The following is a 25,787-nucleotide window of genomic DNA, read 5'->3' as shown; positions in this document are numbered from 1 at the left end:
AGAGGGGCGCACCGACATTCGCAATATCAAAGGCTTCGGTAAAGTAACCGAAATCAGTAATCGTCGCTCTTTTCCGGCGGCACGAGGCCTTCGATGCCGGCCAGCAGCTCTTCTTCCGACATGCGGTCGAAGGCGATGGTTTCCGGCTGGTCCTCGTCCTCTTCGATCGCAACCGTACCGGTGGCGGCATCGACGACCATGCTGGCCGGATCGGGCTCGGGCTCGTCCACTTCAACATGCTTCTGCAGCGAATGGATCAGGTCTTCCTTGAGGTCATCAGGCGAAAGGGTTTCGTCGGCGATCTCGCGCAGCGCGACGACGGGGTTCTTGTCGTTGTCGCGGTCGATGGTGATGGCGGCGCCCTGCGAGATGAGGCGGGCACGATGGCTTGCAAGAAGAACCAGCTCGAAGCGGTTGTCTACCTTGTCAATGCAATCTTCAACGGTGACACGGGCCATTGCCTGTCCTTTGTGATCGAGAATTTCATGAGTTTGCATGCCCGATACAGGCAATGGACGGCAAATTCAAGTTTTTCCTTCCCCAAGGCGCTGTGGCGCGTGTCGTAAGGCTGCCCATGTAACTTCTGATTTAGCCCTCACGTTACGGAAAGTAAAAAGCCAAAAGATCGGACAAATAGGGTAAAGCGCGGGAACTATTCCCCAATTCCGACGCCCTTGATTTTTCTGAAACGATGCCGGGGGGAAAAATGGCCTTCGCAACCTAGGTTTGCTTGGAAAGCCGGGCCCTCTGCCCTAAATGAAGATTATATGAAAAAGAGTTAATTCAACCGGATAGTGCATCCGGCCACCTCGGCACTCGGCCAAAACTCAACCGTTTGTATCCACTTCTATTTAAAAGGATTGCACAGTATGTTCGACCCCCGCGAGAAAATCGCCCTCTTCATCGACGGTGCAAATCTCTATGCGGCTTCCAGGACACTCGGGTTCGACATCGACTACAGAAAGCTCCTGAAGGCCTTCCAGAAGCGTGGTTATCTGCTGCGCGCCTATTACTACACGGCTCTGATCGAAGACCAGGAATACTCTTCGATCCGCCCGCTGATCGACTGGCTCGACTACAACGGCTACAAGGTCGTCACGAAGCCTGCCAAGGAATTCACCGACTCGCTCGGCCGCCGCAAGATCAAGGGCAACATGGACATCGAACTCGCCATCGACGCGATGGAGCAGTCCGAGACCGTGGACCACCTTGTCATCTTCTCCGGCGACGGCGATTTCACCACGCTCGTCGAGGCGCTGCAGCGCCGTGGCCGCAAGGTTTCCGTCGTCTCGACCATGCAGACACAACCCCCGATGATTGCCGACGACCTGCGCCGCCAGGCCGACTACTTCATCGACCTCGGCTCACTGAAGGCCGAAATCGGCCGCGATCCTTCGGAACGCCCGCAGCGCGTCGTCGAGCCAGTGGAAACCGTTGGCGAATAAGGCAGCCCTCCGCCCATGTTCCAGGTGCAAATGTCGATCCTCGGCACAGGGCCGAGGATGGCGGCAATGAGCGGGGCGACGCTCACCTGACAAGGATTTCGTGTGTGGCCGCACGAGGGAGAAGTGCCGAAATCCGGCCTTTTCAAGCTTTCCTTAAACATTGAATCAAATACCCTTGCCGGGTCTTAAGGTTCTTCAAGACTCCCCTGCTATTCCCGATATCGGACAGTCATTTCGCATTGGGACATCGGGACGATGGTGGACGCAGTATCGCTTTCGGCAAACAGCTACCGGGGAGCATCGAGCACGCTGGACGTGCGCGCACCGGCCATGGCGGCGGAAACCCGCCCGGCGGTCTCGGCCCTTGCCGCGCTTGCAGCGCCGCAGCCGGTCACCCAGGTATCGACCCCGTCCGACATCGCCGAGGAGATTGGCGATCTCAGCTTCCTCTATACGTCCAACGGGCTACCGGGCATCTCCGCCCTGCCCTCCTACGCCGTCCCACCGTCGCAGGCGGCGGCGGATGAGCGTGTTGCCAACGGCCGCAACCCGACCGCACGCCTTGCCATCGAGAGCAACGATCTCAACAGCCTGATGGCAAGCTTCCTGACCGCCCGCACGCCGAGCGCCAACCCGGCCGCGTCGCCGGACGTGCCTGCGGATACCGGCAACCAGCAGGCCGCCCGCAGCGCGCACCAGTCGGTCATCGCACAGCTCTACAGCCAGTTCTAAGGAAAAGACGTCGAAGAAGAAGGGTCGCCTCAGCCGCGTTCGCGCAGCAGGCGGCCCTTCTGGCGATTCCAGTCGCGTTCCTTCTCGGTCTCGCGCTTGTCGTGCAGCTTCTTGCCCTTGGCAAGCGCGAGTTCGAGCTTGGCCCGGCCGACATCGTTGAAGTAGACCTTCAAAGGCACCAGCGTCATGCCCTCTCGGTTGATCGCGATGCGCAGGCGATGGATCTCACGCTTCGAAAGCAGGAGCTTGCGCCGCCGGCGGGTCTCGTGGTTGAAGCGATTGGCCTGCAGATATTCCGGCAGATAGGAATTGATCAGCCAGATCTCGCCGCCCTCGTCCGAGGCATAGGATTCCGCGATGTTCGCCTTGCCTTCGCGCAGCGACTTGACCTCCGTGCCGGTCAGGACAAGACCGGCCTCGTAGGTGTCGATGATCTCGTAGTTGAAGCGGGCCTTTCGGTTCTCCGCTACAATCTTCTTGACCGTCGTCGGGCGGGCTTTCGTCGCCATGTCAGTTCAAGAGGCCGGCGTGGCGAAGCGCCGCGTCGATGGCCGCCTCCGTCGCCGGCTCCAGCGAGGACAGCAGCGGCGAACGGACGAACCGGTTCATGCCGCGCGTGCGGTTCAGCGCATATTTCGCACCGCAAAGGCCGGGCTCGAGGAAGATCGCCTTGTGCAGCGGCATCAGCTTGTCCTGGTATTCCAGCGCCGCTGCATAGTCGCCGGCAAGCGTCGCCTGCTGGAACTCCGCGCACAGGCGCGGGGCGACATTGGCCGTCACCGAGATGCATCCCGTCCCGCCATGGGCGTTGAAGCCGAGCGCGGTCGCGTCCTCACCGGAGAACTGGATGAAATCCTTGCCGCAGGTGATGCGCTGTTCGGACACACGCTCGATCTTGCCGGTTGCGTCCTTGACGCCGACGATCGAGGGATAGGCCTTGTGCAGCGCGCCCATCGTCTCCGGCGACATGTCGACCACCGAGCGACCGGGAATGTTGTAGATGACGATCGGCAGCTTCACGCTTTCGGCAATCGCCGCGAAATGCGCGAAGAGCCCCTTCTGCGTCGGCTTGTTGTAATAGGGCGTGACGACGAGAATCGCGTTCGCGCCCGCCTTTTCGGCGTGCTGGGCGAGGTCGACCGCTTCCTTCGTGTTGTTCGAGCCTGCGCCGGCGATCACGGGCACGCGGCCGGCCGAGACCTTGATGCAGAGTTCCACCACCCGTTTGTGCTCGTCATGCGACAGCGTCGGCGATTCGCCGGTCGTGCCGACCGGGACGAGGCCATGGCTGCCTTCGCCGATCTGCCATTCGACATGCGCGGCAAAGGCGTCTTCATCGACGGCGCCGGCATCGGTGAACGGGGTGACGAGAGCGGGAAAGGATCCCTTGAGCATCGAGAACTCCTGAGGCCAGAGCCGCCCGTGGGCTTACATGCTTTGGCCGTATTCCGTGGTTAAAAACGCCCGCACAATAATCATGTGACAGTCATGCGGCAAGCGGCGCGAGGGGCGTTTTTCATGCATGATCAAGGCGGAAGGGCGGCGGATGCGCGAATATTCGCGTCCCCTGATCCGTCGCCTGGAAAGCGGACGCCTTCACGGCTTAGTGAGCGCGGCGCTTAAGGTTTCGTTAAGGCAACAAAGGGTTAACTGATTGTCAAGGATCTGGCGGAAAATGACGGTCGAAATGCACCGCCGGTCAGGCACCCGGGATGTGACATGATCTCGCGAAACAGTTTTGCCCTTTGCGCCTTGCTCCTAGCCGGTGTGGCCGGCTTTGCACTGCGCTCTTCGCCTGTCGAGGCCGACAACGCCGGCGTGCCGGCGGTGAAGCCGCTCGGCTTTGCTGCGGATATGCCCTCGAAGGACATCATCACCAATGCCATTCCGCGCACCGACAGCGTGCAGCCGGCAAGCGTGGAACTGCGCGAAGGGCTCGATGCGCTCTCCAACCGTGACGCGGCCACCGCCATTGCGGCCCGCAACCGCCTGCCGAAGGACAACCTCGACCGGCATATCCTGACCTGGGCGATCGCCGTTTCCGGCCAACGCGGCGTTCCCTCCTGGGAAATAGCCGCCGCCCAGAACGAACTGAAAGGCTGGCCGGGCCTGAAGGCGCTGCGCGCCAATTCCGAGCGGGCGCTTTCCCGCGAGAACCCGCCGACCGCCGATGTCATCGCCGCCTTCGGCACGACACGCCCGGAAACGGTGGACGGCGCCATCGTGCTCAGCCGCGCGCTCGTCGCGAGCGGCAACGCCGCGCGCGCCGGCGAGGTGCTGCGTTCCTTCTGGCAGAAGGAGACACTTTCCAAGGATGTCGAGACGAAGATCCTCGACGAGTTCGGCACGCTCCTGACGGCGGGCGATCACAAGATGCGCATGGAGATACTGCTCTATCGCGACCGCGCCGACCAGGCGCAGCGTTTCGGCGATCTCGGCAAGGCGCAGTCGCTCTACCGCGCCTGGGCGGCGGTCATCCGCAAGAACAAGACGGCGGGCACGCTGATCAAGGCCGTCGATGCGAGCTGGCAGAAGGATCCGGCCTACACGTTCCTGCGCATCCGCCACCTGCGCAACAACGAAGAATACCGCGCGGCCGGCAAGCTCTTTTCCGCCATGCCGGAGGACCCGGCACGACTGGTCAATCCCGGCGCCTGGTGGAACGAGCAGCGCATCGTCAGCCGCGGCCTCGCCGATCTCGGCGACGCCCGCGATGCCTATCGCGTCGCGGCACGACACGGTGCGGACGATCCGGCCGATATCGTCGAGGCGGAATTCCATGCCGGCTGGTATGCGCTGCGCGACCTCGACGATCCCAAGACCGCGGCCGGCCATTTCCAGCGCATCCTGCAGGTCTCCGACCGGCCGCTCTCAGTCTCCCGCGCCTGGTACTGGCTGGGGCGGACGGCGGAGAAGGGCGATGCGAAGGCGGCGAAGGACTATTTCGCCAAGGCGGCAAATTTCCCCGGCACCTTCTATGGCCAGCTTGCCGCCGCACGGCTCGGCCGCACGGCACTGAACGTCGCCTATCCGAAGCCGAGCGCCGAGGAGCGCACCCGCTTCAACCAGCGCGAGGCGGTGCAGGCGATCGCCCGCCTGCAGGCCGCCGGCCACGGTTGGCGCGGCGACAGCCTCTATCGGGCGCTCGCCGGCGAGCTGATGAGCCCGGGCGAACTCGCCCTGCTTGCGGCGCAGGCGGAGAAGGGCAGCAATCATCAGCTTTCCCTGCAGATCGGCAAGATTGCCTTCGGGCGCGGCATCGATGTGGCCGCGCTCGCCTTCCCGATCGGCGTCATCCCCGAAAGCGCCAACATTGCCGGTTCCGGCAAGGCGCTGGCCTATGCCATCGCCCGCCAGGAGAGCGCCTTCAACCCGGCGGCCGTTTCTCCCGCCAATGCCCAGGGCCTGCTGCAGCTGATGCCCGGCACGGCGCAGGGCGTGGCGAAACGCTATGGCCTTGCCTATTCCAAGGAGCGGCTGACGACGGATGCCGCCTACAACGCCACGCTCGGCGCTCACTATCTCGGTGAGCAGATCAGCGATTTCGGCGGCTCCTACGTGCTGACCTTCATCGCCTACAATGCCGGTCCCCGCCGCGTGCCGCAGTGGATCGCCCGCTACGGCGATCCGCGCGGCAAGCCGATCGACGAGGTCGTCGACTGGATCGAGCGCATCCCCTTCTCCGAAACCCGCGGCTATGTGCAACGCGTGATGGAGAACTACCAGGTCTACAAGACCCGGCTCGGCCAAAAGGCCGATATCGTCCACGATCTCAGTGTCGGTCGCTGAGGCGGCCGGCCGATCGCGCACCTGCCTTTGTCGGTCCGCTCCGGCATGCGTGCGCTGCCGTTCGAATCGTTAAAGCGCTTCACCCGTTTGCGTATGGCTCAGACGCGGTTCATGCCCCCGCATCGGCCAGAGTTGCCGCCGAAACGCATCTTTTCCCAGATTGTCCAAAGCCACGGCGATACCGTTTCGCCTGGAACTAGGGTCTGTCAGCTTCATACTCAATCTGGCAGACTCTAGGGTTCTTTGTTTTCGTTTGTTTTTCAGGAGAACCGGGTTTCACTTTTCCTTGACAAACTCTAGGCTTCCCTTCCCTCACCCGTTCGACGCGCACCACGCTCGAACGCCCCTCCCTGACCGCAAGGCGAGTGCATAGCGATGGATGGATTTGAGAGCCGCTTCTTTTCAGCTGAAGACGGACTGCGGCTGCATGCACGCGACTATGCACCGGTAGAGGCGAGCGACCGGCTGCCGCTCGTCTGCCTGCCCGGCCTCAGCCGCAACGGGCGCGACTTCCATCCGCTCGCCCTGCGCCTTGCGCGGGATGCCGAGCGGCCCCGCCGGGTCATCACGCTCGACTATCGCGGGCGTGGCCAGTCCGGCCGTGACAGCGATCCTGCCAACTACAACGTGGTGATAGAGTGCCGGGACGTCCTGACGGTCCTCTCCGCTCTCGATCTCCCCCGCGCACTCTTTGCCGGGACCTCGCGCGGCGGCCTCATCCTGCATGTCATGGCGGCCGCGCAGCCCGATCGCATTGCGGGTGCCGTTCTCAACGATATCGGGCCGGAAATCGAGGCCGATGGACTAAGGGACATTCGCGACTATCTCGTGCGCGCGACGGCTCCCGCCAGCTTCGACGCGGCGGGCATGGACCTGAAGGCGATTCACGGCTCCACTTTCCCCGCTTTGTCCGATGGCGACTGGCGCGACATGGCCGACGCGATCTATGCCGAGCGCGAGGGGCGGGTCGTTGCAGACTTCGACCCCAGGCTGACCGAACAGTTGCAGGCGATCGACTTTTCCAAGCCGCTGCCGACGCTCTGGCCGCAATTCGAGCTTCTGGCGAAGACACCGCTGCTCGTGGTGCGCGGCGAGCATTCCCGCCTGTTCTCCCGCGAGACGCTTGCCCGCATGGCTGCCCAGGCGACGACCGTGCAGACGATCACCGCGCCCGGTCAGGGCCATGCCCCGCTGCTGCATCACGCCGATGTCTTCCCATCGGTCAGGGCATTCCTCGCCGGCCTCGGCTGACCCCTTCCCGATTTCCCGGATCCATCCACCTTACGCAAGGCGCAGAAGAGCTGTGCACATTTTTCAATCACGTATTCCAAAACGAAAAAGACCCGGCTCGAAAGCCGGGTCTCCCATCACTGACAGAGGTCAGATCAGATTAGAACGAACGCTGCAGACGGACGAAGCCGCCCCAGTTGTCGTCGCCAGCGCCCTTGTTGCCAGCGCCGTTGTCGATGTCCGTGTACTGCAGGCTGACCTTGGTGGTCAGGTCCGTAACGATCGTGTAGTCGAGCGTCAGGCCAGCGCGCCATGCATCGCGGCTGCCGCGGTAGTCGCCAGCTGCGTCATAGTCGATCGTGCCCCAGTACTGGAAGCCGGGGGTGATTGCCAGCTTGTCGGTCAGGTTAGCCTTGTACGAGGCAGCAACCGACCACTCGGAAGCGTCCCAGTAACGGCTTGCGCCCGACGACCAAACAACTGCGCCCTGCAGGGTGCCCGGACCGACGTCAGCGGAAACGAGACCGCGGATCGCGCCGTTTTCGTTGTCGAAGTCGTAGGAGCCGAGCAGGTCAACGCTGACAGCGCCGAACGAGCCGGTGACAACACCCGAGATGCCGAGGCCGTCTTCGAAGCGAACGAAGCCAGCGTTGGCGTTGGTGAAGGACTCGAGAGCGACCGTAGCGGAGAAGGCGCCGCCTTCATACTTGTACGATACAGCGTTCAGGAGGCTTTCGCCGCCGATGACATTCAGGAAACCGCTGTCGAGAGCGTCGGTTTCGCCGTTGATGCCCTTATCCCACTCGGTGTAGAAGTAACCAGCCTTGAAGCCGCCGAGCTGGATCCATGCGCCGTCGAGGAAGACGTCCTGGTGGGAGTCAGCCTGGAGGTCGATGTGACCGGTCAGCGTGCCGAGCTCGGTGTCGCTCTTGGCGTCAAGCGAGAGGTAACCACGGGTACGAGCGCGGTAGCCCCAGTCGTCGCCACGCGTGCCGGCCGAGTCTTCTTCGAAGTTAACCTGGAAACGGACGTAGCCGCTGATCTGCAGGCAGGTTTCGGTGCCCGGAATGTAGAAGTAACCCGTGCCGAATGCGTCGCAAACGCGAACGTATTCCATCGGCTCCGGCTCGGCGGCAACGATAGCGTCGGCGGCCTGAGCGCCGGAGACTGCTGCGAGAGCAGCAGCGGAGCCGATGAGAAGGCTCTTGATGTTCATTTTCTGACCTCCAGTCAAAAAGTTTCAAACGGGTCTGGGTTTTTTGCTGAAGGACAGCGTTCCCTGCCCCATCCCCAAGTTCAGGAAGCGGACGATCAACCGCCCCTGCTTCCGAAAGTGAAAATACAAGACGCGCTTCCGTAAGCAATCTCCAAACTGAAAGGAGGCAGGGTTTGTGTCAGCCTTCGCCCAGCGCTGTTGCGGAAAGGACACAAAATGGCGGGGCAGATCGCTAAAAGTTTATGGATCATTAACAAAAGGCCTTATGAAGCGGGCACTTAGCAAAGAGACACCCTGCAATTGCCCTGCCACAGACCGGGCAAAACAGGGGCAAGGACCGCTCTTTCACATGGCATTGGGGCGATTTCCGCCCCGTCCCTTCCCTGCCGGGGACGCGGCGGCAGCCCGAACCGGAGGGCGAGGCGCTCGCTTTTCCCACGTCGATTCGGGGAATCACGCGACGGGTTTTCCGGCCACGGCCGCGAGCCCAAAACAAGTCCTCCTCTGCAAGGCCCTATATATAGAGTACGCCAGCCACGTCCCCACCGAGTTGGAAAACGCAATCTGCCGGCCTTGCTCTCATCGGGAATCACGCGCTCGCGACCGCCACCATCGATCCGCCTTGCACCGTTTTTACAAACGGCATCACGAGGAGAAGGTCGAATTCGGCTGCAGCATCACACGGCTTTCAACCCGAAGGCCCGGTCCTGTCATCAAAATGTGGGCGAAAAACAAAAAGCCCTTGCAATCGCAAGCTCTGCCGCATAGTGAAACCGCGAGCGGAGAGGTGGCCGAGTGGTCGAAGGCGCTCCCCTGCTAAGGGAGTATACCGGAAACGGTATCGAGGGTTCGAATCCCTTCTTCTCCGCCACTTCAGTCCCTGAGTGGGCACTGAGTTTACACCACTTCCCGCCACAAGCGTCTGTAGCAGCCGGGACTTCGATCCCATGATGCGAACCTCGCCCTCCGCGACCTCGACACGCTGTGCAAGCGCGCGCAGGTGGTCGCGGCGATAGCCGCCACTTTCCAGCCGGATACGGTCGCGGGCGGTTGCGGCGAACTTCCGCAGCATCTGCGGCGTCACCGCCTTCTGTCCTGTGTTCTGGAGCATCGCCTGCGCACGCTCTGCGTCCGCCTTGGCCTGATCGCGGATGGCCTTGAGTCCCTCGATGCGGTCTTTCAGCGCCGGGTCGTCCAGATCGGCAATGCCCGCCTCGATGGCGTCGTAAAGCCGCTTGAGGCGCAATTCCGATTCGGCTGAGCGCTTGTTCAACTCGGCGATATGCTCGCGGCGGCGCTCGGCGTGTTCTTCCCTGCGGTCCAGCGCGGCGGCAAGGACGGTTTCCAGCCGCTCGGGTTGGAGAAGCTGGCCCTCAAGGTGGTCGGCGACCAGATCGTCCAGCTTGTCCATCGGCACGGCCATGCCGCTGCACGCGGTCGGCCCCTGCCGCGCCTTCATCGAACAAGCATAGTAGCGATAGCGCCCGCCCTTGCCGGTGCGGATGGTCATGGCCCCGCCGCACTTGGCGCAATGGATCAGGCCGGTCAGCATGGTCGGGCCGCTGATGACGCGGGCTGGCATGACCTTGGGATTGCGCGCCTTGAGCAGTTTCTGAACCGCGTCGAACGTCTCTTTGTCGATGATCGGCGGAACAGGGACGGTGACGATCTCGCTCGTCGGCTTCAATTCCTTGGTCTTGCTACGCTTGTTGAACTCATGCTCGCCCATATAGGTGCGGCGGGTGAGGATGCGGTGAACCTGACCGATGCCCCAACGCCCGCCGTCGCGGGTAAAGATGCGTCGGCTGTTGAGGTAAGAAACGATATTCTTGACGCCCATTTGGCCGGTCGTGCCGTCGCCTTCCAGCGCGAGGCGATAGATCAGGCGCACCGTGTCGGCGTGGAGCGGGTCGATTTCCAGCTTCTTCTTGACCTTGGCTCCGCGCTGCTCGGCGGCGACGGTGCGATAGCCGATAGGAGGAAGCGAGCCGTTCCAGAAGCCTTGCCGGGCATTCTCCTTCAAGGCTCGCATGACGTGCTTGGCGTTCTCCTTGGACTGGTATTCATCGAACAGCGCCATGATCTGCCGCATCATGACGTGCATGGGGTCATCCCCCATTTCCTGTGTTATCGAAACCAGCTTGACGCCATTCTTCGCCAGCTTGCGGACATAGAACTCAAGCTCGAAGTGATCGCGGAAGAACCGGCTGAACGAGTGGACTACAACAACATCAAATGGCGCGGGCTTCGACGTTCCGGCCTCGATCATGCGCTGAAACTCGGGGCGGCGGTCGTTGGTGGCCGATGCGCCGGGTTCGATGAAGGTTTCGACCAGTTGCAGCCCGCGTGACTCGCAATAGGCTTCACCCTGCCGCTTCTGGTCGGGAATCGACACGTCATGCTCGGCCTGCCGCGCCGTCGAAACACGCAGATAGAGGGCGGCGCGTAGCGGCACGGAAGAAGCGGTCATAATCAGTCCCCTTTCAAACCCGGTCGAACGAACGAGGCCGCTACTCAGCGGCCTCCCGGATCGTCCCGACGATCCATTCATTCAGGCTCTTGCCCGATGCTGCGGCGGCAATGACTGCGGCGGCATGGTCGTCAGGCGTGAGGCGGACATTGAACTTGCCGGAGAACTTCCGGCGCGGCTCAATCCCCTTTTCCCGGCACATTTCAAGATAGACGGCCAGCGACTTGCGGCCTTCCTCGATCAGATCGTGGACGCTTTCGGCATAGAAGTCGGCCCCGCCATTGAGGCCGACAAACTCGCCGCGCAGCATCTGAATCTCGGGATCGAAAGCGATAACCGCCTTCTCGCCATTGATTTCAACGACATTGTTCATGGCTTTACTCCGTGTTCGTCCAGCCATTTACGGATGCTGGCAACCGCACCTTTGTCCGTATCCGGTGACGGATGCGGGCGATGAAAGACGCGCACTTCGCCGAACAGGAACACGCCGACGCGCGAACCTTCCCGCTCACTGACTTCCGCCCCGAGGCTTAAAAACAGCGCCTCTATGTCGGCCCAGCGGATCGAACCGTTGACCGGGCGGGCGAAGATCAGTTCCAGCGTGGCTCTGTGACGCTTTTTCATGGAGCATCCAGTATCATTTTCTAGTACCGTTTTCAAGGTCGATTTCGGTCCCGGCGTCAGGCAAGGCAATGTCGGGGCCGAACAGTTCATCGAACAGGTCGCCGAACCATCGCTCGAACACCTCGATTTCGGCCTCCGTAACCGGAACGGGGTCGGGCCAGTCGTCGGTGACTGTCCATGTGCTGAGGTCGTGTTTGGGCGGCCTGCCGGGGAACGGCCACGGATAGCCCAGCAGTTCCTCAAGCTGTTCCGATGCCGTGGGCGGGCGTTCGGCGTGCCGGGAACGGGATGCTGTCTCGGGCTTGTCGTCGTTCCTGCGATCAATAGTCATCGAGGAAGTCGAACTCGTTGCGCGGACGCTGCCGCCACCCGGCGGGATCGGCAATCCATCGGTTGATGTCGGATTCCCGCCATCCCGCGCCGTTGGTGCTGATCTTGAGTTGGGCCGGGAACGTGCCCTCTGCGATCTTGCGGTAGATGGTGGACCGCGACAGGCCGGTGCGGGCGCGGACGGTGTTGAAGCGGATGATGCGGTCTGGTTGACGCATGGCTGCGCTGCCTCCTGCTGGCTGTTTCTGGCGATTACAGAGACCAGACAGAGCAACGATTTGTCGTTGTGCAAGAAGTATTTAGCCGTCGTAGTGCTGCGGCGTACAAAGGGCGGCAAAAAGGTAGGTTCTACGATCTACAAACCGATGCCCCGGCCCCTGCCGAGACCGTGACTGAGGGCGAGTTGCCGACCAAGCCTCATGCCTGAGTCGAAATCCATGCTGATGCCGAGTTGCTTCTTGCGGCCTTCGAGCAGGGATTCCATCTGCGGATCGCGTTCGAGGCTCATCGCCATGTTGCCCATCTCCGCCCGCGCGGCTCTGTGGCCGGAATAGTCGCCAGCCGCATATCTGTGTTCGCCCGCCTGCCCGAGTTCCTGAAAGCGCTCCACGAAACGATCCGCGCGCCAGTTCGGATCACGGGCCGGATCGGTGCGGATTTCTGTTTCGAGCTGGAGGGCGCGGATGGCGCGGTCGATCCTGCCGCCGCCCGCCTCGCGGGCAAGGCTGTTGTCCTTGCTGTAAGCCGCCTCCGCATCCTGCCAGCCGTGCGGGCGGACTTCCTCGAAGGCCCGCCGTGCCGCGCCCAACTCACGCCGCTGCTCGTCGGAAGGCGTGAGACCCTGTTGCTTGGCGTCAAGGATCGCATCGGAGGCGCGGGCATGGCGGACAAGCGCCTGCCTGCGGGCGCGGCGCAAGGCGGCTTCCGGGTCTTCCTCATCCTTCCTTTCCGGCTGCCTAACCGCGTCCGAAACGGCTGCACCGTCTGCGGCCAGGTGCAGGCCATCAAACATGCCGCGCACCTTTTCGGGAACCCGCTTGACGATCTTGACAACCCGCTCCATCCGCTCGCGGAAAGTGATGCCGCGCCGCTCGGCAAAGCTTTGGGCCGGGTCGGCGCGCTCGTAGTCCGACGCCATGTCCTTGGCCCGGTCGCGCGACAGGGTGCTGATGAGCTTGTCCTGACTGGCGAAGTCGTCGCGGCCATAATGCAGGTCCATGCCGTCACGGTGCCGAGACAGGGCGACATAGCTGCCGTGGGCGTCCATGCCGGGCGTTGCCAGCACATGCGTCCGGTCCACGGTCATGCCCTGCGCCTTGTGGATGGTCGCGGCATAGCCGTGGTCGATCCGGTCATAGTCCTTCAATTCGAACGAGACGTTGCGCCCGTCATCGGTGCGAACCGTCATGCTCTGGGTGCTGACTTGTTCGATTGTGCCGAGCGTGCCATTCTTCACGCCAAGCCCGCGTTCGTTTTGCAGGAACATCACGCGCTCGCCACTGGCGAAATTTCTGTCTCCGCGCTCGACCTTGACGCGCACATCCTCGCCCAGATCGCCAGCCTCCCGCATCCGGTCACGGGCGGCCTCGTTGAGTTCTCGCACCTCGGCATTGGTGTGGGTGAGGATGATGCGGCTTGCGTCGGGGTTAGCCTGCCGGTCGCGGTCCCAGCGGTCGATCAGATCGCCGCGTGCCTGTTCGCGGGTTTCAGCGGAATGCACCATGTCGTGACTATCATAAGCGTTGATCGCTTTGCCGGTCCTGTCGCTCGCCAGATCGCGGGTGGCGTCGCGCTGCCAATCCTCGCGCTGGCGGCGCACCTCGCCGATTTCCGCGCCGCCGTGGCGCTCATGGATCGACCGGAATGCCGCGCCTGCCTCAATGGATTGCAACTGCTGCGGATCGCCGACCAGCACCACCTTGGCCCCGGCTTCGGCCGCATAGGACAGGACGCGCTCCATCTGCCGCGTGCCGACCATGCCCGCCTCGTCGATCACCAGCACGTCGCGCGAAGTCAGCATGTCGCGACCGTTTTTCCAGCCGTGTTCCATGCTGGCGATGGTGCGGGACGCAATGCCAGAACCGCTTTCCAGATTCTCGGCGGCGATACCCGACAGGGCCACGCCGCGCACCTCGTAGCCTGCCGCCTCCCATGCCTCGCGCGCCACACCGAGCATGGCGCTCTTTCCCGTTCCGGCGTAGCCGACGACAATACCAAGGTCGCGCCCGTCCGTGACATGCGCCAGCGCGTCGGCCTGCTCGCCGGACAGGACAAGGCCGCGCTGTTCGGCGCGGACCAATGCGGCTTCGCGGTCCCGGTCGCTGACTTCGTGCAACTGCTTCTCGGCCATCATTTCCGCCGCGCGGTGCAGGCGCTGTTCGGCCTCGATCATGTCGCGCGTGGTGAACCGATCCTCGCCACGAGAATCCTTGCCGAGTTCGATCAGGTCAGGGGCGTTTCCCATCGCGCCCATGACCTCGTTGAACTGGTCCAACCCGTCGCTGTGGCGATGGGCGAACTTCGCCATGTCGCGCCGCGTGAAGGTTGATTGCTGCTGCGTGATCGCGTCCAGTGCAATGGAAGGATCGGCAATGATCCGCTCGCCATTGTTGCGGGCAATCTCGCGGTGCATGTCCGTGCGGTCGGCGGCTTCAACGCCTTCGCCCTCGATGCGCTGCGCCGGTGCGCCAATCTGGCTTTGCGGCTCAAGGCCGATGCCCTGTGCTTCTAGGCTGCGGTGATCGATGCGCGCGTCAATGTCGAGTTCGGCAAGCCGCTCGTTGACATGATCGGCCCAGCGTTCCCGCCAGCGCTCGACCATCTCCGTCCGGTTCCAGTCGCGCACCTTCTGGCCGAAACCGTTTTCATCCACGCTGCGCATGGTGAGCATCACATGGGCATGGGGCTTGGGGTTGCCGTCCTCGGCAAAATCCCAATGCACATTCAGATCGGCGATCATGCCCTGATCGACGAATTCCGACTGTGCGAAGTCGCGGGCAAGGGAAATCCCTTGTTCCTCGCTCATCTCGCGCGGAATGGCGAATTCGACCTCGCGCGCAAGCTGCGCATCCTTGCGCACCTCGAATGCCTCCACATCGTTCCAGAGGCGTTCGCGGTCGGACCAGACTTCGGGCGCACCGTCCGGCAATAGCACCTCGGAATGGACGACGCCGCGTTTGTTGGAAAAATCCTGCACGCGGTCGATGCGCTCGTCGCGCATTCGCGAGGCCGAGCGGTAGGCGGCGGAGGCCACCGCGCTGCTTCCGGCCTTACGGCCAATGACCTTGACGTGAAGATGATAGATCGCCATCGCGATCAAATCATCTACACCTCTGAGCGCACGTCGGAACGACGTATAAGCGCGCCCTCGAAATGAATTTCTCGGGACATCCCGCGCCGTTTCAGCTTGTCTCGGCAACCTTACAGCATTGCGGCAGACGCTCAACTATCATCGCTCCAGCAACAGCTTATGGAGATGGCGATGCGCAAGCCACGGGACTTCGATGCGGAACTGAAGTCGCTGGAAGACAAGGCGCGAGACCTGAAAGCCCGCAAAGTGCAACAGCTTGGCGAGCTGGTCATCTCGACTGGCGCCGACGCCCTCAGCGCCGAGGAACTGGCGGGCGCGCTGATCGTGCTGGCCGAAACCAAGGAAGCCGGAAAGAGGGAGGCGTGGGCGAAGCGCGGGGCCGCGTTTTTTCAGGGCCGATCGCGGCGATCTGCTCCGGCATCTGAGCGCGACAACGGCGGCGCTCCGGCGCAATCGGGCGGCGCGCAACCGCCATCAGGCGGCACGGGCGCGGCATGACATGCGAAGCTGGCAGGTCGAGCGCCGCAAGCGCACGCGGCATCTGATTGAGCTGGGTGGTCTCGTCGTCAAAGCCGGGATCGTGGACCTGACCGGCGACGATCGCGCCATGATCTACGGCGCGATGATCTGGATGGCGGACAAGTTGCAGAGCGAGGACAGCGAACGGGCGCGGGCGCTGTGGGCCGGAAAGGGGAAAGAGGCGTTCGAGGCGGAACGTGACGGCATGAATCTCACTTCGGTTGCGACCAGCACGACAGGGCGTGAGCGATAGCGGGCGGTGCGGAGACCCCACATATCGCAGCGCCGCCCGCTATCGCGCGGCTTGCCGCGCAAAATTGATGTGGATCAGGAAGTCGGAGTTTCGCATACCTCGCGTAAGGTCCGACTGAAGAGATGGTTGAAGATGCGATCGCGATCTTCCGCGTTGTCCCGGATCAGCGCCCTTGCGATTGAAGGCGATTGGCGTCGTCTCGGGCGCAGATGTGATAAGAGTCGTTGACCCAAGGCTATGCCTTTTGAGATTCGAATAGTGGGAAGCGGATTTCTACACGGGCTCCGCCTTCGGGACGGTTGCCTAGAACTATCGTCCCGCCTTGGGCTTCTACAAGGTTTCTAACCACAGCAAGGCCAAGCCCGGCCCCACCGGTTTTGCGGGCACGCGAGGGCTCCGCGCGAACAAACGGTTCCAAAAGAAGATCGATTTCGCCTTCAGCAATGCCCGGACCATTGTCTTCGACCAGGATGACCGCTGTGTTGTCGCGCTCCTTTAGCGTAACATTTGCGATCTGCCCATACTTCATGGCGTTGTCGACGAGGTTCGCGAGGATTCGCCTGACTGCGAGGCGATCGACTATAACGAGTATCTCTCGATATTGTGGCGGGGGTTTCAGGGCCACATTCCAGCCCGATGCCTTCAGATCGGCGGTCTCCTGCTCGACAAGGGCGACGAGATCCAGAAGCTCTTCATCGAGTGCGCCGACGCCGGCCCGGGCGGTCAGCAGAGCGTTGTCGAGAAGGTCAACCATATCGGCGATATCGCGGATCGCCTTCTCCCGCTCTGTCGGATCGCAGATGTGGTCGATTTTCAGCCGCAGACGCGTCGCAAAAGATCGCACGTCATGTTGAACGCCGCTGATGAGCGCGAACCGGCTGCTGATTATGGACTGAAGCCGGTTCTGCAGCCGCTCGAATGCCTTCACGAGAGCAACGGTTTCCGGCGTCCGGAAAGGGATTTTGGTCAACTGCACCGGCTCCACGGAGGGATCCATCCTGTCCACCGCGGCTGCAAGCTGGGTCAACAGTCGTATTTCCCGGTGAAGAAGAATGAAGGCAGCCAGCGCGAAAAGCGTTCCCACCAAGCCGGCACCCATGCCGGCCGGAAGACCGAACAGTGTGACGATAAACGGCGTCTTTGTTTGCAGCCGCGCGATGGCGCCATCGTTCAGCCGCACCCGGAACTCGATGGGGTCTATCGCTCCTGCCAACAAACGCGGCCGCCTGGCACCGGATTCGGCAGCGCCAAGTCTACTGATCGAAACAAGCCTCTCTCCCAGCGCATCGCGGTAGCCGGCAAACTCCGGCAGATCTTCCATATGCTCGCGCGTGACCGGTTCCGGCGCCGTCACGCCGGGCGGATCGATCTCCACGGTCAGGACGGACGAACCGATCGCCGCAGCAAGTTTTCTGCGCGCTTGCGGTCCGGCCTCCGACAATACATCTGCCACCATGAGAATCTGGGTGGTGGGGGGATAGGTGGAGATGCGACTGAGGCCGTTCGACCAGTAGTAAAACGCCACGAGCGCGATCCAGGCGGTCAAAAGGAACGTTACGCCTACGCCGAGGATCCGAGTGGACAGCCCAAGACGGAACATCATAGTACCTGCCGCACCGGCACCGTCAGCAGATAGCCGCCGTTGCGGACCGTACTGATCAGGGTGTTGCCGGGGCTGAGACTCTCCAGTTTCTTGCGCAGCCGCGACACCAGGATGTCGACCGTCCGGTCGAGCGGATCGGCATTGCGGCCATGCGTCCAGTCGAGAATCTGATCGCGAGAGAGAACGCGGCGAGGGCGCAGCACGAAGCACGTCAGAAGGTCGAATTCCGCGCTCGTCAGTGTTGCCGGTTCGCCGTCCTCGTCAGTCAATTGGCGAGCATCGAGATCGATGATGAAGCGATCGAAACCGTACCGCCGGCTCGCGGCCTGGAGAGGCTGGGACTGGCTGCGGCGAAGAAGGGCGCGCACGCGCGCAAGGAGTTCGCGCGGTCCGAACGGTTTCGAAACATAGTCGTCGGCACCGACCTCCAGTCCCACCACCCGATCCATTTCGTCGTTCTTGGCGGTCAGCATCAGTATGGGAAAAGCGCCCTCGGAGCGCATGCGACGACAGATCGAAAGCCCGTCCTCTCCCGGCAGCATCAGGTCGAGGATGATCAGATCCGGCCGAACCCTGCGCAGAACATCGTCCAGTTCCAGGCCGTTTTCGGCGGTTCGGACGTCGAAGCCTTCGCGTGACAGCAAGGCTGCGACGAGTCGCCTTATCTCCGGATCATCGTCCACGACGAGGATTGTGCGTACCAAGTCTTCCATGGCCGGAAAATGAACCGAAACCAGAGTGCGATCAAGAATGCGGAGGCCGCTGCTACAATTCTCTACACGTCAGCAACAAAACCGAACATCTCGACACAGGCTGTTTATCGGCGTGATACCGAAAGCGTCGAATCTTGTCCGTATGTCGAATGCACCCGGCTTTCGGCATTCCTGCAAAGTCTCATTCCTGCAAAGTCTGATGACAGAGAGGACAAGATCATGATGAAGACCATCACCGCCGCGGTTCTGGCCGGCACATTTGCATTGACGGCAGCCGCTGACGCAAATGCGTGGAGCCGCGATCGTTCGGTGAGCGGCGCCAACGGCACAGCCTCGATGCACGCAAGCGGCGGCTGCTCGGGCGGCTCCTGCTCGCGCGATGTGACCCGAAGCGGTCCGGACGGCCAGACCTATTCCCGGTCACGAACGGTAACCTGCCAGGAGGGTGGCTCCTGCAGCGGATCGGCGGCCACGACAGGCCCGAACGGCAATACCGTCACCCGTCAGGGGAGCGTCAACTGGTAGTCGACCATAGCCAGTCCGCACCGTGACGAGCCGGCGGCACGCCGAACCCCAGGAAGCCGCCGGCTTGCAATTTCATGATCATCTCGCGCGATATCGAGGCTCGGCCATGCAGTCCTTCGTCCCTTTGTATTGCCGCTGGCCTTTCTTGGCTTTCATCCGTTCGCCATCGTCGCGACGCTCGCGGCAAACCTTGCCTATCAGTTCTTCCTTCATACCGAGCTCTCACCCGGCTTCGGCTCGTTCGAATGGATATTCAACACGCCTTCCCATCATCGGGTGCACCATGCTTCGGACGCCGAGTACCTCGACAGGAACTTCGGCGGCATACTGATCGTCTTCGACCGGCTGTTCGGCACCTTTGCCGAAGCGCCGGACGGCAAGCCGCTGACCTACGGTCTGCGTGGCGGCTCGGCATCGCATCATCCGCTGCGCATCGCGTTTTCCGAATGGAGCGCAATGATACGAGATGTGCGCGCAGCTTCCACGCTCAAGCAAAAAATCGCCGTTCTCTTCGGCCCCGTCACGCGCAAAAAGGCGTCGGCAGCCAAACCTAAATCGCCCACAACCGGGCGAGCGAAGGCTGATGCTCCCCAACAGACAGATCAATGGAAGGAAATATTATGAGTGCCATCAATCGCCTGACCCCGACCCGTTGGCTGAGCATTGCGCTGCTCGCCGCTGCTTGCGCAGCGCCCGCAGCCGCTATGGCTCAAAGCCAGATGACCCCCGAAATGCAGGCGCTGGCGAGGAAAGTCGTCCAGGCTTGCAAGGCTGATCTCAAGCAGTATTGCCAGGGCATTCAGCCGGGTGGCGGCCGGATTGCCGCTTGCCTTCAGGCAAATCGGGCGAACCTCACGCCGAGCTGCCAGGCCGCGCTCGCTGAGGCTCTTCCGAAGTGACGGCTCATGGATCAGACGGTTGAAGATGCGCGCGCTCGGCAGAAGCGAACGGCCAAGGACAAGGACGCCGGCAGAAATGCCGGCGCCCCGCCGGACGGTTTCGCTTCCAATGATGCCAAGGTCATCGGTTCCCGGCCGCCCTCGCGCCCCGGCGGGCGGTTCAGACGTGTTAGCGCCGTCACCATGGCGCTCGCGGTCCTTTGCGTCGTATGGCTGGGCAACCGCTATCTGGTCTCGCACGCCGTCGACCAATTCACCGTGAAACCTGTCGACCTGACTATCGAATTGACCGGCCCCGGCACGCTGGACGCGACGCGCATAAGCGCGGTCAGCTCCCGACTGCAGGGGGTGATCGCGACGATGCGGGTCGATCGCAACGACCAGGTCAGCCAGGGGGATGTCATTGCCGAGATCGTCACCGACGATCTGAAGAGTGAGCTTGGCGCATCGCTGGCCTCGGTCGACGCCGCCCGCAAGGCCGTCGATCTGGCCAACGCCGACCGTGAGCACGCCGAAGCGGTACTCGCCAATGCCCAGCAGAATTTCGATCGCAAGAAAAGGCTACTCGAAAAAACCATCGCAAGCCAGGAATCCTATGATACCGCGGTGGCCACGCTCCGGCAGGCCGAAGCCGATCTCAAGCGGTCACGGGCGGCGATAGAGCAGGCCAAGGCTCAGGAAACCTCGGCCGCCGCGACTGCGGAGGCCCAGGGGGTTAAACTCGCTGAAGGAACCATTCGCGCACCCTTCGACGGCGTTGTCGTCTCACGCGATCACTATGTCGGCGACACGATCACACCCGGCGCCGAGATTGTCCGGCTCGTTGATCCGGCTTCGGTCATCCTGTCGGCGCGCTTCGACGAGAGCGCGATTTACCGCCTTTCGCCAGACCAAAAGGCCGTCATCCGGTTCAACGGCGCCGGCAAGGGACATTCGGTGACGGCGACCGTGCTGCGCGTCAGCCGGCAAGTCGACACCGAAACGCGCGAATTTTCCGTCGATATGCACCCTGGAACACTGCCGCCAAACTGGGCCTTGGGTCAGCGTGCGATGACGACGATCGAAGTCGGCACCAGGAAAGGTGTCCTTGCCGTGCCGGTCGGCGCGATCGAAAGGCGACAGGGAAAATCGGGCGTCTGGATCATCGAGAGCGGTCGGGCCTACTGGATCGTGGTGACGCTCGGAGACACCGGCGGGCCGTTCGTGGAGGTCGTGCATGGACTTCAACCGGACGATGTCATTCTGAGCGAGCCGCGCGATGCCTATTACGGCATGAAGATAGCCGAAGGTGGAACAAGGCGATGAATCTTGCCTTCAAGGACGTCAAATACAATTTCCTGCGCTTTCTGCTCACGACGGCAGGCGTCGGCTTCCTGATCATGGCCTCGACCGGAATGGTCGGTCTTTACCGGGGTATCGTCGGAGATGCGCTTCTCGTGGTGGATAAGATCGGCGCGGATCTCTGGGTGGTCCAAGGGGGCCGGGCCGGGCCCTTCTCCGAAAGCTCTGCCGTTTCAGCAAACATGGACCGGCGCGTCGAGGGTATCGCCGGCGTATCTGTGGTCCGGCGCTTTGTTCAGATCAGTCAGCAATTCAGCTTCGAAGGACGTGATTTGCGCGCCTCCATCACCGGCCTCGATTTTCCAAAGGATCGAGGAGAGTGGGTTGAGCTGCAGCGAGGACGGTATCTGACTGCCGGGCACTTCGAGGCGATCGCCGACGAAAGTATCGGGCTCTCGCTGGAGGACCGGGTGCGCCTGGGTCAGGATGACTACCTGATCGTCGGTCTGACGCGCGGCATGGTCGACGCCAGCGGCGATGGACTGATGTTCGTTACCGTCAACGACGCGATGGCGATCGCAAAGCGGCGCACCAGCGAAGAGGTCTTGCTGGCGCGCAACGCGGCGGGCAGGACGGGAGCTGCGGATGCCTCCGAAAGTTCCGTGCCGCAGGACAGCAAGATCGCCGCCGTTCTCGTCAGCCTCGACAAGGGGGCGAACGAGGATCGGGTCCGAGCCGATGTCCTTGCATGGGGCGATGCCAACATCCTGTCGCGTGCGGACCAGCGGGACCTTTTGCTGAACCAGCGCCTCTGGCGCCTCAGACTGCAGATTCTGGCTTTTACCGGCGTCCTGCTGGTGGTGATGGCGATCGTCATCTCCCTCATCATCTATATGCTGACGATGGAAAAGCTTCATCAGATCGCCATGCTGAAGCTCATCGGTGCGCGAAACAGCGTCATCGTCGCGATGATCGCCCAGCAGTCCTTCCTGATCGGCGCTGGTGCGCTTGTTCTCGGATTGGCGATGTCGAAACTGGTTTTCCCGTTCTTTCCGCGAAGGGTTGTCATCGATCCATGGGATTTCGCGGGTCTTGCGCTCGCCGTAGGAGCCGTTTGCGCCTTTGCGAGCCTGCTCGGGATCTGGAGGGCGCTGAAAGTCAGGGCGCAGGAGGTGCTGTCGTGACGGCCGAGCCGATCCTGTCGGTGCGCGATGCCACCCGGCATTACCGCAGCGGCGACAGCATCGTCAAGGCGCTCGACGGGGTCTCGCTGGATATCAATGCCGGCGAGCTGGTTGCGATCCTCGGACCGAGCGGATCGGGAAAAAGCACGCTGCTTCTGATCGCCGGCCTGCTGGAGCCGCCAACCGAAGGCGAGGTGAGAATTCGCGGCGCCCTCGTTTCGAAGGCAGGAGAAGAGCTCGACAGGCTGCGCGACTTCCGACGACGTAATATCGGTTTCGTGTTTCAAAAGGCCAACCTCATTCCCTTCCTGACGGCTTCGGAAAATGTGGCGCTGGCAATGGAAATCGATGACGTGCCTGCCCGCGATGCCCGCCGCCACGCCGAGCGGCTGCTGGCAGGGCTCGGTCTCGGACATCGCATCGGCAATCGCCCATCGCGGCTTTCCGGCGGCGAACAGCAACGCGTGGCGATTGCCCGCGCTCTCGCCAACGATCCCACCCTCATCCTGGCGGACGAGCCGACCGCAGCGCTCGACGGTGTTCGCGGGCGTCAGGTGATCGAACTCTTCCGTCAGATTGCCGACACGAGGGGAGCCGGGATCGTGGTTGTGACACATGATCCCCGGTCGCTCGATCTCTTTGACCGGACGATCGAGCTGACCGATGGTCGCGTCGTCGGCGAACGAGCGGGGCCGGACCGCCTGCAGGTTCTCTGAGTCCGGCCATGCAACAAAAAGCTACAAATTTCTACGTCCGCGAGATGGGCGAGCGATGTTCGGGGCCTAGCCTCGCGGTTGGAAGGCTCCGCAGTCGCGGTCCATCATAAGGGATAGGGATATGATCAAGAGATTATGCATCGCGATCGTCATGGTATTTGCCATGGCATCCATGGCTGCGGCGGCGACCGTTGCAGTTGCCACCGGCAACGTCAATCTAAGGGCCGGACCCTCGACGGGATATCCTGTCGTTGTCGTCGTTCCGGTCGGCGCACGCATCGTCACCCATGGCTGTCTGCCGGGCTACACCTGGTGCGATATCGGTTTCGGCAGCTACCGGGGCTGGGTGTCGGCACGCTATGTTCAGGTGGTCTACAATGGTGCCCCGGTCGTCCTGTCGCCGGCCGTTGCCGCAAGTGTCGGGGTCGCCGTTGTTGCCTTCAACAAGGCCTATTGGGACAACCACTACGCCAGCTATCCCTGGTACTATCGCGGCCCCGCCTATTACGGCCAGGCGGCTCGCAGCTGCGGACCAAACGGCTGCTCCGGCACGGTAACAGGCCCCTATGGCGGCACCGCCTCCGGAGCCCGTGGATGCGGTCCCCGCGGCTGTGCTGGCGCTGGCACAATCATCGGCCCCAATGGGGGTAGTGTCCAGGGCGCCCGTAGATGCGGTCCCTATGGTTGTGTCGGCGGCTATCGCGCCGTCGGTCCGAATGGCGGCACGCGAAGCGGCGCAGGGCATTTCCGTTGGTAAAGGAGACTGCCCATGTCGTCTCACCGCGTGCGATGGACGCTGCTTTTATTGACGTTGTTTCTGGCTGGTGCTGGTCCGTTTGAACTGGCACTTGCCGGAATGGACGGCAGCGAATTCGAGGAAGAGCCGTTGGAATTTTTTTGCATCACGCCGGATGGCGGTCGGGGAGAGGTATGCGTGAGTCTCTATCTTGACGAGGATGGATACCAGGTCTGCCTTTCCGACGAGGCTGCCGAAACGGAACGCTGCGTGAGCTACTATAGTCAACCGGACTATCCGGGCGATGACTACGATTCTCTAGCGACCTCAACCGTCCGCCTGATCGATTGCTAACCCTCGGTACGGTTCTTATTCGTAAGCGCTGTTGTCAGGCCACGGCCCTGAACTCGGGAGCCTGAATGTAGGCCCAGGGGAGGAGATCGTCGATCTGGCTGTTGGGGTGGCCGTTGACGATCCTGGTGAGCACGTCGGCGAGGTAGCCGAGCGGCTCGACGCCGTTGAGCTTGCAGGTTTCGATCAGCGAAGCGACGACGGCCCAGTGCTCGGCGCCGCCATCCGATCCAGCGAAGAGTGCATTCTTGCGGTTCAGCGCGATCGGGCGGATCGAGCGTTCGACGGTGTTGCTGTCGATCTCGATGCGACCGTCGTCGAGGAAGCGCGAGAGGCCATCCCGGCGCGAGAGCGTGTAGCGGATCGCCTCGGCGAGCTTTGTCTTCTGGCTGATCAGCTCGAGCTTCTCGCGCAGCCAGGGTACGAGATCGGCGACGATCGGGAGGCTCTTTTCCTGGCGCACGGCACGACGCTGCTCCGCCGATCGTCCACGAATGTCATCTTCGATTCTGTAGAGCTCCGCGATCCGCCGGAGCGCCTCGCTGGCGATCGGCGCGGGACCGGCTGCGGCAAGTTCGTAGAAGCGGCGGCGCACATGTGCCCAGCAGAAGGCGAGCGTGGCACCGCTCTTGTCGGCGAGCACGCGATAGCCACCATAGCCGTCGACCTGCAGGATGCCAGTAAAGCCCGCCAGATGAGTGATCGGACGTTCGGCCTTTCGGTCCGGCGCATAGACATAGGCGACGCCCGGCGGGTCGGCTCCTTGCCACGGCCGATCATCGCGGGCATAGGCCCAGAGTTGCCCGGTCCTGGTCTTGCCACGGCCGGGATCGAGCACCGGCGCCGTCGTCTCGTCGGCGAACAGTTTTGGCGAAGCCTTCAACTTCGCCAGCAGTCGCTCGTGCACCGGACGCAGGTGCCAGGCGGCGCGGCCGACCCAGTCGGCGAGCGTCGAGCGGTCGAGATTGATGCCCTGCCGGGCGTAGATCTGCGCCTGGCGATAGAGCGGCAGGTGATCGGCGTATTTGGAGACCAGCACCTGGGCGACGGTCGCATCGGTCGGCAGGCCGCCTTCGATCAGCCGGCCGGGAGCCGGAGCCTGAACGACCACATCGTCGCAGGCGCGGCAGGCGTATTTGGGCCGGCGCACCACGATCACGCGCAGCTGCGCCGGAACGATGTCGAGCCGCTCGCTCACATCCTCGCCGATCCGGTGCAGGCCATTGCGACAGCACGGACAGACGTGATTGTCGATGTCGACGATCGTTTCGATGCGAGGCAGATGCGCCGGCAGCGCGCCACGGTTGGCTCGCCGCTTTGTGGCGCGCTCATTGCGTTCGCGCGGGTCGACACGTTCGGCCTCTTCCTCGCCGGCGGCCTCGATCTGCTCGGCCTCTTCGAGGCCCAGCAGCAACTGGTCTTCCGGCAGCGTCTCGGCGCGCCGGCCGAAGCGGTGACGCTGCAGTTCCCTGATGATCTGGATCAGCCGCGCATTCTCGACGTCGCGCGCCAGGACCATCGCCTTCAGCGCATCCGGATCGTCGGGAAGCTGGTCCGCCGTCATCGCCATGAGCGGATCAGACCATATTCGCCGGCACCGGGCGACCGTGGAATCCGGGCTGATTCACTTGGTCGCGGATCAACCCGCCTGCGCCGGAACGCGCGTCGGGCGGGCTTCATGGACCCGTCGCCAGTCGAGACCTTCGAGCAGCGCCGACAGCTGCGCGGCGGTCAGCCGCATGATCCCGTCCTGCACCTTCGGCCAGCGGAACTCGCCATCCTCCAGCCGCTTGTACCTCATCTGAGAATGCAGCCCCGACCAGCGCAGGTCAGCAGTTAGTGCGGGTCATGCACCCGTTTC

The 25,787-nt window shown here is 62.6% G+C and carries 28 protein-coding genes, 1 tRNA gene and 1 pseudogene; 16 read left to right on the top strand and 14 right to left on the bottom strand.

Going from position 1 to position 25,787, the window contains the following annotated elements; translation table 11 throughout:
• Positions 1-53: 53 nt before the first annotated feature.
• Entirely contained in the window at positions 54-458 is a 405-nt protein-coding gene (gene rpoZ / locus AKG11_RS02680; RefSeq protein WP_024269988.1) for a DNA-directed RNA polymerase subunit omega, read from the bottom strand.
• A gap of 411 nt (positions 459-869) precedes the next feature.
• On the opposite strand from rpoZ, the gene AKG11_RS02675 reads away from it, so the two are divergent.
• Positions 870-1,445 carry a LabA-like NYN domain-containing protein gene (locus AKG11_RS02675; RefSeq protein WP_024269987.1) on the top strand — a complete coding sequence of 192 codons (576 nt, stop codon included), beginning with the start codon at positions 870-872 and terminating at the stop codon, positions 1,443-1,445.
• Between the two features lie 255 nt (positions 1,446-1,700).
• On the top strand, positions 1,701-2,177 hold the full coding sequence (locus AKG11_RS02670; RefSeq protein ID WP_156334050.1) for a hypothetical protein: 477 nt from the start codon (positions 1,701-1,703) through the stop codon (positions 2,175-2,177).
• A gap of 29 nt (positions 2,178-2,206) precedes the next feature.
• Here AKG11_RS02670 and smpB read toward each other — a convergent pair whose 3' ends face one another.
• Positions 2,207-2,686: an SsrA-binding protein SmpB gene (gene smpB / locus AKG11_RS02665; protein WP_023515412.1), complete on the bottom strand. Its 480-nt coding sequence runs from the start codon at positions 2,684-2,686 to the stop codon at positions 2,207-2,209.
• A 1-nt stretch (position 2,687) separates the two neighbouring features.
• On the bottom strand, positions 2,688-3,572 hold the full coding sequence (gene dapA, locus AKG11_RS02660) for a 4-hydroxy-tetrahydrodipicolinate synthase (RefSeq protein WP_023515411.1): 885 nt from the start codon (positions 3,570-3,572) through the stop codon (positions 2,688-2,690).
• A 324-nt stretch (positions 3,573-3,896) separates the two neighbouring features.
• On the opposite strand from dapA, the gene AKG11_RS02655 reads away from it, so the two are divergent.
• On the top strand, positions 3,897-5,966 hold the full coding sequence (locus AKG11_RS02655; RefSeq protein WP_050742849.1) for a lytic transglycosylase domain-containing protein: 2,070 nt from the start codon (positions 3,897-3,899) through the stop codon (positions 5,964-5,966).
• A gap of 375 nt (positions 5,967-6,341) precedes the next feature.
• Positions 6,342-7,217, top strand: a complete 876-nt coding sequence (locus AKG11_RS02650) for an alpha/beta fold hydrolase (protein WP_050742848.1) — start codon at positions 6,342-6,344, stop codon at positions 7,215-7,217.
• Positions 7,218-7,356: 139 nt separating this feature from the next.
• On the opposite strand, the gene AKG11_RS02645 is transcribed toward AKG11_RS02650, so the two are convergent.
• A complete protein-coding gene (locus AKG11_RS02645; RefSeq protein ID WP_024269985.1) occupies positions 7,357-8,412 on the bottom strand; it encodes a porin in 1,056 nt (351 codons plus the stop codon).
• Positions 8,413-9,193: 781 nt separating this feature from the next.
• Between AKG11_RS02645 and AKG11_RS02640 the strand changes: the two genes are divergently transcribed.
• Positions 9,194-9,283 (top strand) — tRNA-Ser (locus tag AKG11_RS02640).
• Between the two features lie 129 nt (positions 9,284-9,412).
• Entirely contained in the window at positions 9,413-9,673 is a 261-nt protein-coding gene (locus AKG11_RS34355) for a hypothetical protein (RefSeq protein ID WP_050742847.1), read from the top strand.
• Positions 9,674-9,847: 174 nt separating this feature from the next.
• Here the strand turns inward: AKG11_RS34355 and AKG11_RS35825 are convergent.
• The 6 genes and pseudogenes from AKG11_RS35825 to traA all read right to left on the bottom strand — a co-directional run.
• Positions 9,848-10,882: pseudogene (locus AKG11_RS35825) on the bottom strand (recombinase family protein); the annotation flags it as partial.
• 40 nt (positions 10,883-10,922) lie between these two features.
• The gene (locus tag AKG11_RS35345) at positions 10,923-11,255 is read right to left on the bottom strand and encodes a type II toxin-antitoxin system HicB family antitoxin (RefSeq protein ID WP_012090880.1); all 333 of its coding nucleotides are present in this window, start codon (positions 11,253-11,255) and stop codon (positions 10,923-10,925) included.
• Positions 11,252-11,506 carry a type II toxin-antitoxin system HicA family toxin gene (locus AKG11_RS02620; RefSeq protein WP_050742845.1) on the bottom strand — a complete coding sequence of 85 codons (255 nt, stop codon included), beginning with the start codon at positions 11,504-11,506 and terminating at the stop codon, positions 11,252-11,254. The genes AKG11_RS35345 and AKG11_RS02620 overlap by 4 nt, the downstream gene beginning before the upstream one ends.
• A gap of 13 nt (positions 11,507-11,519) precedes the next feature.
• Complete coding sequence (locus tag AKG11_RS02615) at positions 11,520-11,837, bottom strand: hypothetical protein (RefSeq protein WP_050742844.1); 318 nt, start codon at positions 11,835-11,837, stop codon at positions 11,520-11,522.
• A complete protein-coding gene (locus tag AKG11_RS02610) occupies positions 11,827-12,054 on the bottom strand; it encodes a helix-turn-helix transcriptional regulator (protein WP_050742843.1) in 228 nt (75 codons plus the stop codon). The genes AKG11_RS02615 and AKG11_RS02610 overlap by 11 nt, the downstream gene beginning before the upstream one ends.
• 137 nt (positions 12,055-12,191) lie before the next feature.
• Entirely contained in the window at positions 12,192-15,146 is a 2,955-nt protein-coding gene (gene traA / locus AKG11_RS02605; protein WP_050743145.1) for a Ti-type conjugative transfer relaxase TraA, read from the bottom strand.
• A 171-nt stretch (positions 15,147-15,317) separates the two neighbouring features.
• Between traA and AKG11_RS02600 the strand changes: the two genes are divergently transcribed.
• Both AKG11_RS02600 and AKG11_RS02595 read left to right on the top strand, forming a co-directional pair.
• On the top strand, positions 15,318-15,644 hold the full coding sequence (locus AKG11_RS02600) for a conjugal transfer protein TraD (RefSeq protein ID WP_197283953.1): 327 nt from the start codon (positions 15,318-15,320) through the stop codon (positions 15,642-15,644).
• 1 nt (position 15,645) lies between these two features.
• Positions 15,646-15,918: a conjugal transfer protein TraD gene (locus AKG11_RS02595; RefSeq protein ID WP_050742841.1), complete on the top strand. Its 273-nt coding sequence runs from the start codon at positions 15,646-15,648 to the stop codon at positions 15,916-15,918.
• A 235-nt stretch (positions 15,919-16,153) separates the two neighbouring features.
• Here the strand turns inward: AKG11_RS02595 and AKG11_RS02590 are convergent, their stop codons facing one another.
• Entirely contained in the window at positions 16,154-17,521 is a 1,368-nt protein-coding gene (locus AKG11_RS02590) for a sensor histidine kinase (protein WP_245293360.1), read from the bottom strand.
• Positions 17,518-18,234, bottom strand: coding sequence for a response regulator (locus tag AKG11_RS02585; RefSeq protein WP_050742840.1), 717 nt, complete (start codon positions 18,232-18,234; stop codon positions 17,518-17,520). Before AKG11_RS02585 ends, AKG11_RS02590 begins: the two co-directional genes overlap by 4 nt.
• Before the next feature lie 9 nt (positions 18,235-18,243).
• On the opposite strand from AKG11_RS02585, the gene AKG11_RS35075 reads away from it, so the two are divergent.
• From AKG11_RS35075 to AKG11_RS34340, 8 genes are all read left to right on the top strand, one after another.
• Complete coding sequence (locus tag AKG11_RS35075; protein WP_197283952.1) at positions 18,244-18,759, top strand: hypothetical protein; 516 nt, start codon at positions 18,244-18,246, stop codon at positions 18,757-18,759.
• Positions 18,760-18,888: 129 nt separating this feature from the next.
• Entirely contained in the window at positions 18,889-19,383 is a 495-nt protein-coding gene (locus AKG11_RS02575) for a sterol desaturase family protein (RefSeq protein ID WP_245290094.1), read from the top strand.
• Positions 19,380-19,658, top strand: a complete 279-nt coding sequence (locus tag AKG11_RS02570; protein WP_245290093.1) for a cysteine rich repeat-containing protein — start codon at positions 19,380-19,382, stop codon at positions 19,656-19,658. The genes AKG11_RS02575 and AKG11_RS02570 overlap by 4 nt, the downstream gene beginning before the upstream one ends.
• A gap of 6 nt (positions 19,659-19,664) precedes the next feature.
• Entirely contained in the window at positions 19,665-20,963 is a 1,299-nt protein-coding gene (locus AKG11_RS02565; RefSeq protein WP_050742837.1) for an efflux RND transporter periplasmic adaptor subunit, read from the top strand.
• Entirely contained in the window at positions 20,960-22,123 is a 1,164-nt protein-coding gene (locus tag AKG11_RS02560) for an ABC transporter permease (RefSeq protein WP_050742836.1), read from the top strand. The genes AKG11_RS02565 and AKG11_RS02560 overlap by 4 nt, the downstream gene beginning before the upstream one ends.
• Positions 22,120-22,839: an ABC transporter ATP-binding protein gene (locus AKG11_RS02555; protein ID WP_050742835.1), complete on the top strand. Its 720-nt coding sequence runs from the start codon at positions 22,120-22,122 to the stop codon at positions 22,837-22,839. Before AKG11_RS02560 ends, AKG11_RS02555 begins: the two co-directional genes overlap by 4 nt.
• 121 nt (positions 22,840-22,960) lie before the next feature.
• On the top strand, positions 22,961-23,596 hold the full coding sequence (locus AKG11_RS02550) for an SH3 domain-containing protein (protein WP_078706666.1): 636 nt from the start codon (positions 22,961-22,963) through the stop codon (positions 23,594-23,596).
• Positions 23,597-23,608: 12 nt separating this feature from the next.
• A complete protein-coding gene (locus AKG11_RS34340) occupies positions 23,609-23,929 on the top strand; it encodes a hypothetical protein (RefSeq protein ID WP_050742834.1) in 321 nt (106 codons plus the stop codon).
• A gap of 34 nt (positions 23,930-23,963) precedes the next feature.
• Here the strand turns inward: AKG11_RS34340 and AKG11_RS02540 are convergent, their stop codons facing one another.
• Positions 23,964-25,496 carry an IS66 family transposase gene (locus tag AKG11_RS02540; protein WP_050742833.1) on the bottom strand — a complete coding sequence of 511 codons (1,533 nt, stop codon included), beginning with the start codon at positions 25,494-25,496 and terminating at the stop codon, positions 23,964-23,966.
• 69 nt (positions 25,497-25,565) lie between these two features.
• Positions 25,566-25,754: a transposase gene (tnpB, locus tag AKG11_RS02535; protein WP_256364416.1), complete on the bottom strand. Its 189-nt coding sequence runs from the start codon at positions 25,752-25,754 to the stop codon at positions 25,566-25,568.
• Positions 25,755-25,787: the final 33 nt, after the last annotated feature.

Source organism: Shinella sp. SUS2 (assembly GCF_001262505.1).
Classification (GTDB): Bacteria; Pseudomonadota; Alphaproteobacteria; order Rhizobiales; family Rhizobiaceae; genus Shinella.
The sequence above is the reverse complement of the archived record's forward strand: the minus strand, read 5'-3'. Positions and strand labels throughout refer to the sequence as shown.

Bases quoted from the DNA above. Each gene is read 5' to 3' on its own strand.
- rpoZ (WP_024269988.1), bottom strand. From the start codon at position 458: ATGGCCCGTGTCACCGTTGAAGATTGCATTGACAAGGTAGACAACCGC.
- AKG11_RS02675 (WP_024269987.1), top strand. From the start codon at position 870: ATGTTCGACCCCCGCGAGAAAATCGCCCTCTTCATCGACGGTGCAAAT.
- AKG11_RS02670 (WP_156334050.1), top strand. From the start codon at position 1,701: ATGGTGGACGCAGTATCGCTTTCGGCAAACAGCTACCGGGGAGCATCG.
- smpB (WP_023515412.1), bottom strand. From the start codon at position 2,686: ATGGCGACGAAAGCCCGCCCGACGACGGTCAAGAAGATTGTAGCGGAG.
- dapA (WP_023515411.1), bottom strand. From the start codon at position 3,572: ATGCTCAAGGGATCCTTTCCCGCTCTCGTCACCCCGTTCACCGATGCC.
- AKG11_RS02655 (WP_050742849.1), top strand. From the start codon at position 3,897: ATGATCTCGCGAAACAGTTTTGCCCTTTGCGCCTTGCTCCTAGCCGGT.
- AKG11_RS02650 (WP_050742848.1), top strand. From the start codon at position 6,342: ATGGATGGATTTGAGAGCCGCTTCTTTTCAGCTGAAGACGGACTGCGG.
- AKG11_RS02645 (WP_024269985.1), bottom strand. From the start codon at position 8,412: ATGAACATCAAGAGCCTTCTCATCGGCTCCGCTGCTGCTCTCGCAGCA.
- AKG11_RS35345 (WP_012090880.1), bottom strand. From the start codon at position 11,255: ATGAACAATGTCGTTGAAATCAATGGCGAGAAGGCGGTTATCGCTTTC.
- AKG11_RS02620 (WP_050742845.1), bottom strand. From the start codon at position 11,506: ATGAAAAAGCGTCACAGAGCCACGCTGGAACTGATCTTCGCCCGCCCG.
- AKG11_RS02615 (WP_050742844.1), bottom strand. From the start codon at position 11,837: ATGACTATTGATCGCAGGAACGACGACAAGCCCGAGACAGCATCCCGT.
- AKG11_RS02610 (WP_050742843.1), bottom strand. From the start codon at position 12,054: ATGCGTCAACCAGACCGCATCATCCGCTTCAACACCGTCCGCGCCCGC.
- traA (WP_050743145.1), bottom strand. From the start codon at position 15,146: ATGGCGATCTATCATCTTCACGTCAAGGTCATTGGCCGTAAGGCCGGA.
- AKG11_RS02600 (WP_197283953.1), top strand. From the start codon at position 15,318: ATGCGCAAGCCACGGGACTTCGATGCGGAACTGAAGTCGCTGGAAGAC.
- AKG11_RS02595 (WP_050742841.1), top strand. From the start codon at position 15,646: ATGCGAAGCTGGCAGGTCGAGCGCCGCAAGCGCACGCGGCATCTGATT.
- AKG11_RS02590 (WP_245293360.1), bottom strand. From the start codon at position 17,521: ATGATGTTCCGTCTTGGGCTGTCCACTCGGATCCTCGGCGTAGGCGTA.
- AKG11_RS02585 (WP_050742840.1), bottom strand. From the start codon at position 18,234: ATGGAAGACTTGGTACGCACAATCCTCGTCGTGGACGATGATCCGGAG.
- AKG11_RS35075 (WP_197283952.1), top strand. From the start codon at position 18,244: ATGAACCGAAACCAGAGTGCGATCAAGAATGCGGAGGCCGCTGCTACA.
- AKG11_RS02570 (WP_245290093.1), top strand. From the start codon at position 19,380: ATGAGTGCCATCAATCGCCTGACCCCGACCCGTTGGCTGAGCATTGCG.
- AKG11_RS02565 (WP_050742837.1), top strand. From the start codon at position 19,665: ATGGATCAGACGGTTGAAGATGCGCGCGCTCGGCAGAAGCGAACGGCC.
- AKG11_RS02560 (WP_050742836.1), top strand. From the start codon at position 20,960: ATGAATCTTGCCTTCAAGGACGTCAAATACAATTTCCTGCGCTTTCTG.
- AKG11_RS02550 (WP_078706666.1), top strand. From the start codon at position 22,961: ATGATCAAGAGATTATGCATCGCGATCGTCATGGTATTTGCCATGGCA.
- AKG11_RS34340 (WP_050742834.1), top strand. From the start codon at position 23,609: ATGTCGTCTCACCGCGTGCGATGGACGCTGCTTTTATTGACGTTGTTT.
- AKG11_RS02540 (WP_050742833.1), bottom strand. From the start codon at position 25,496: ATGGCGATGACGGCGGACCAGCTTCCCGACGATCCGGATGCGCTGAAG.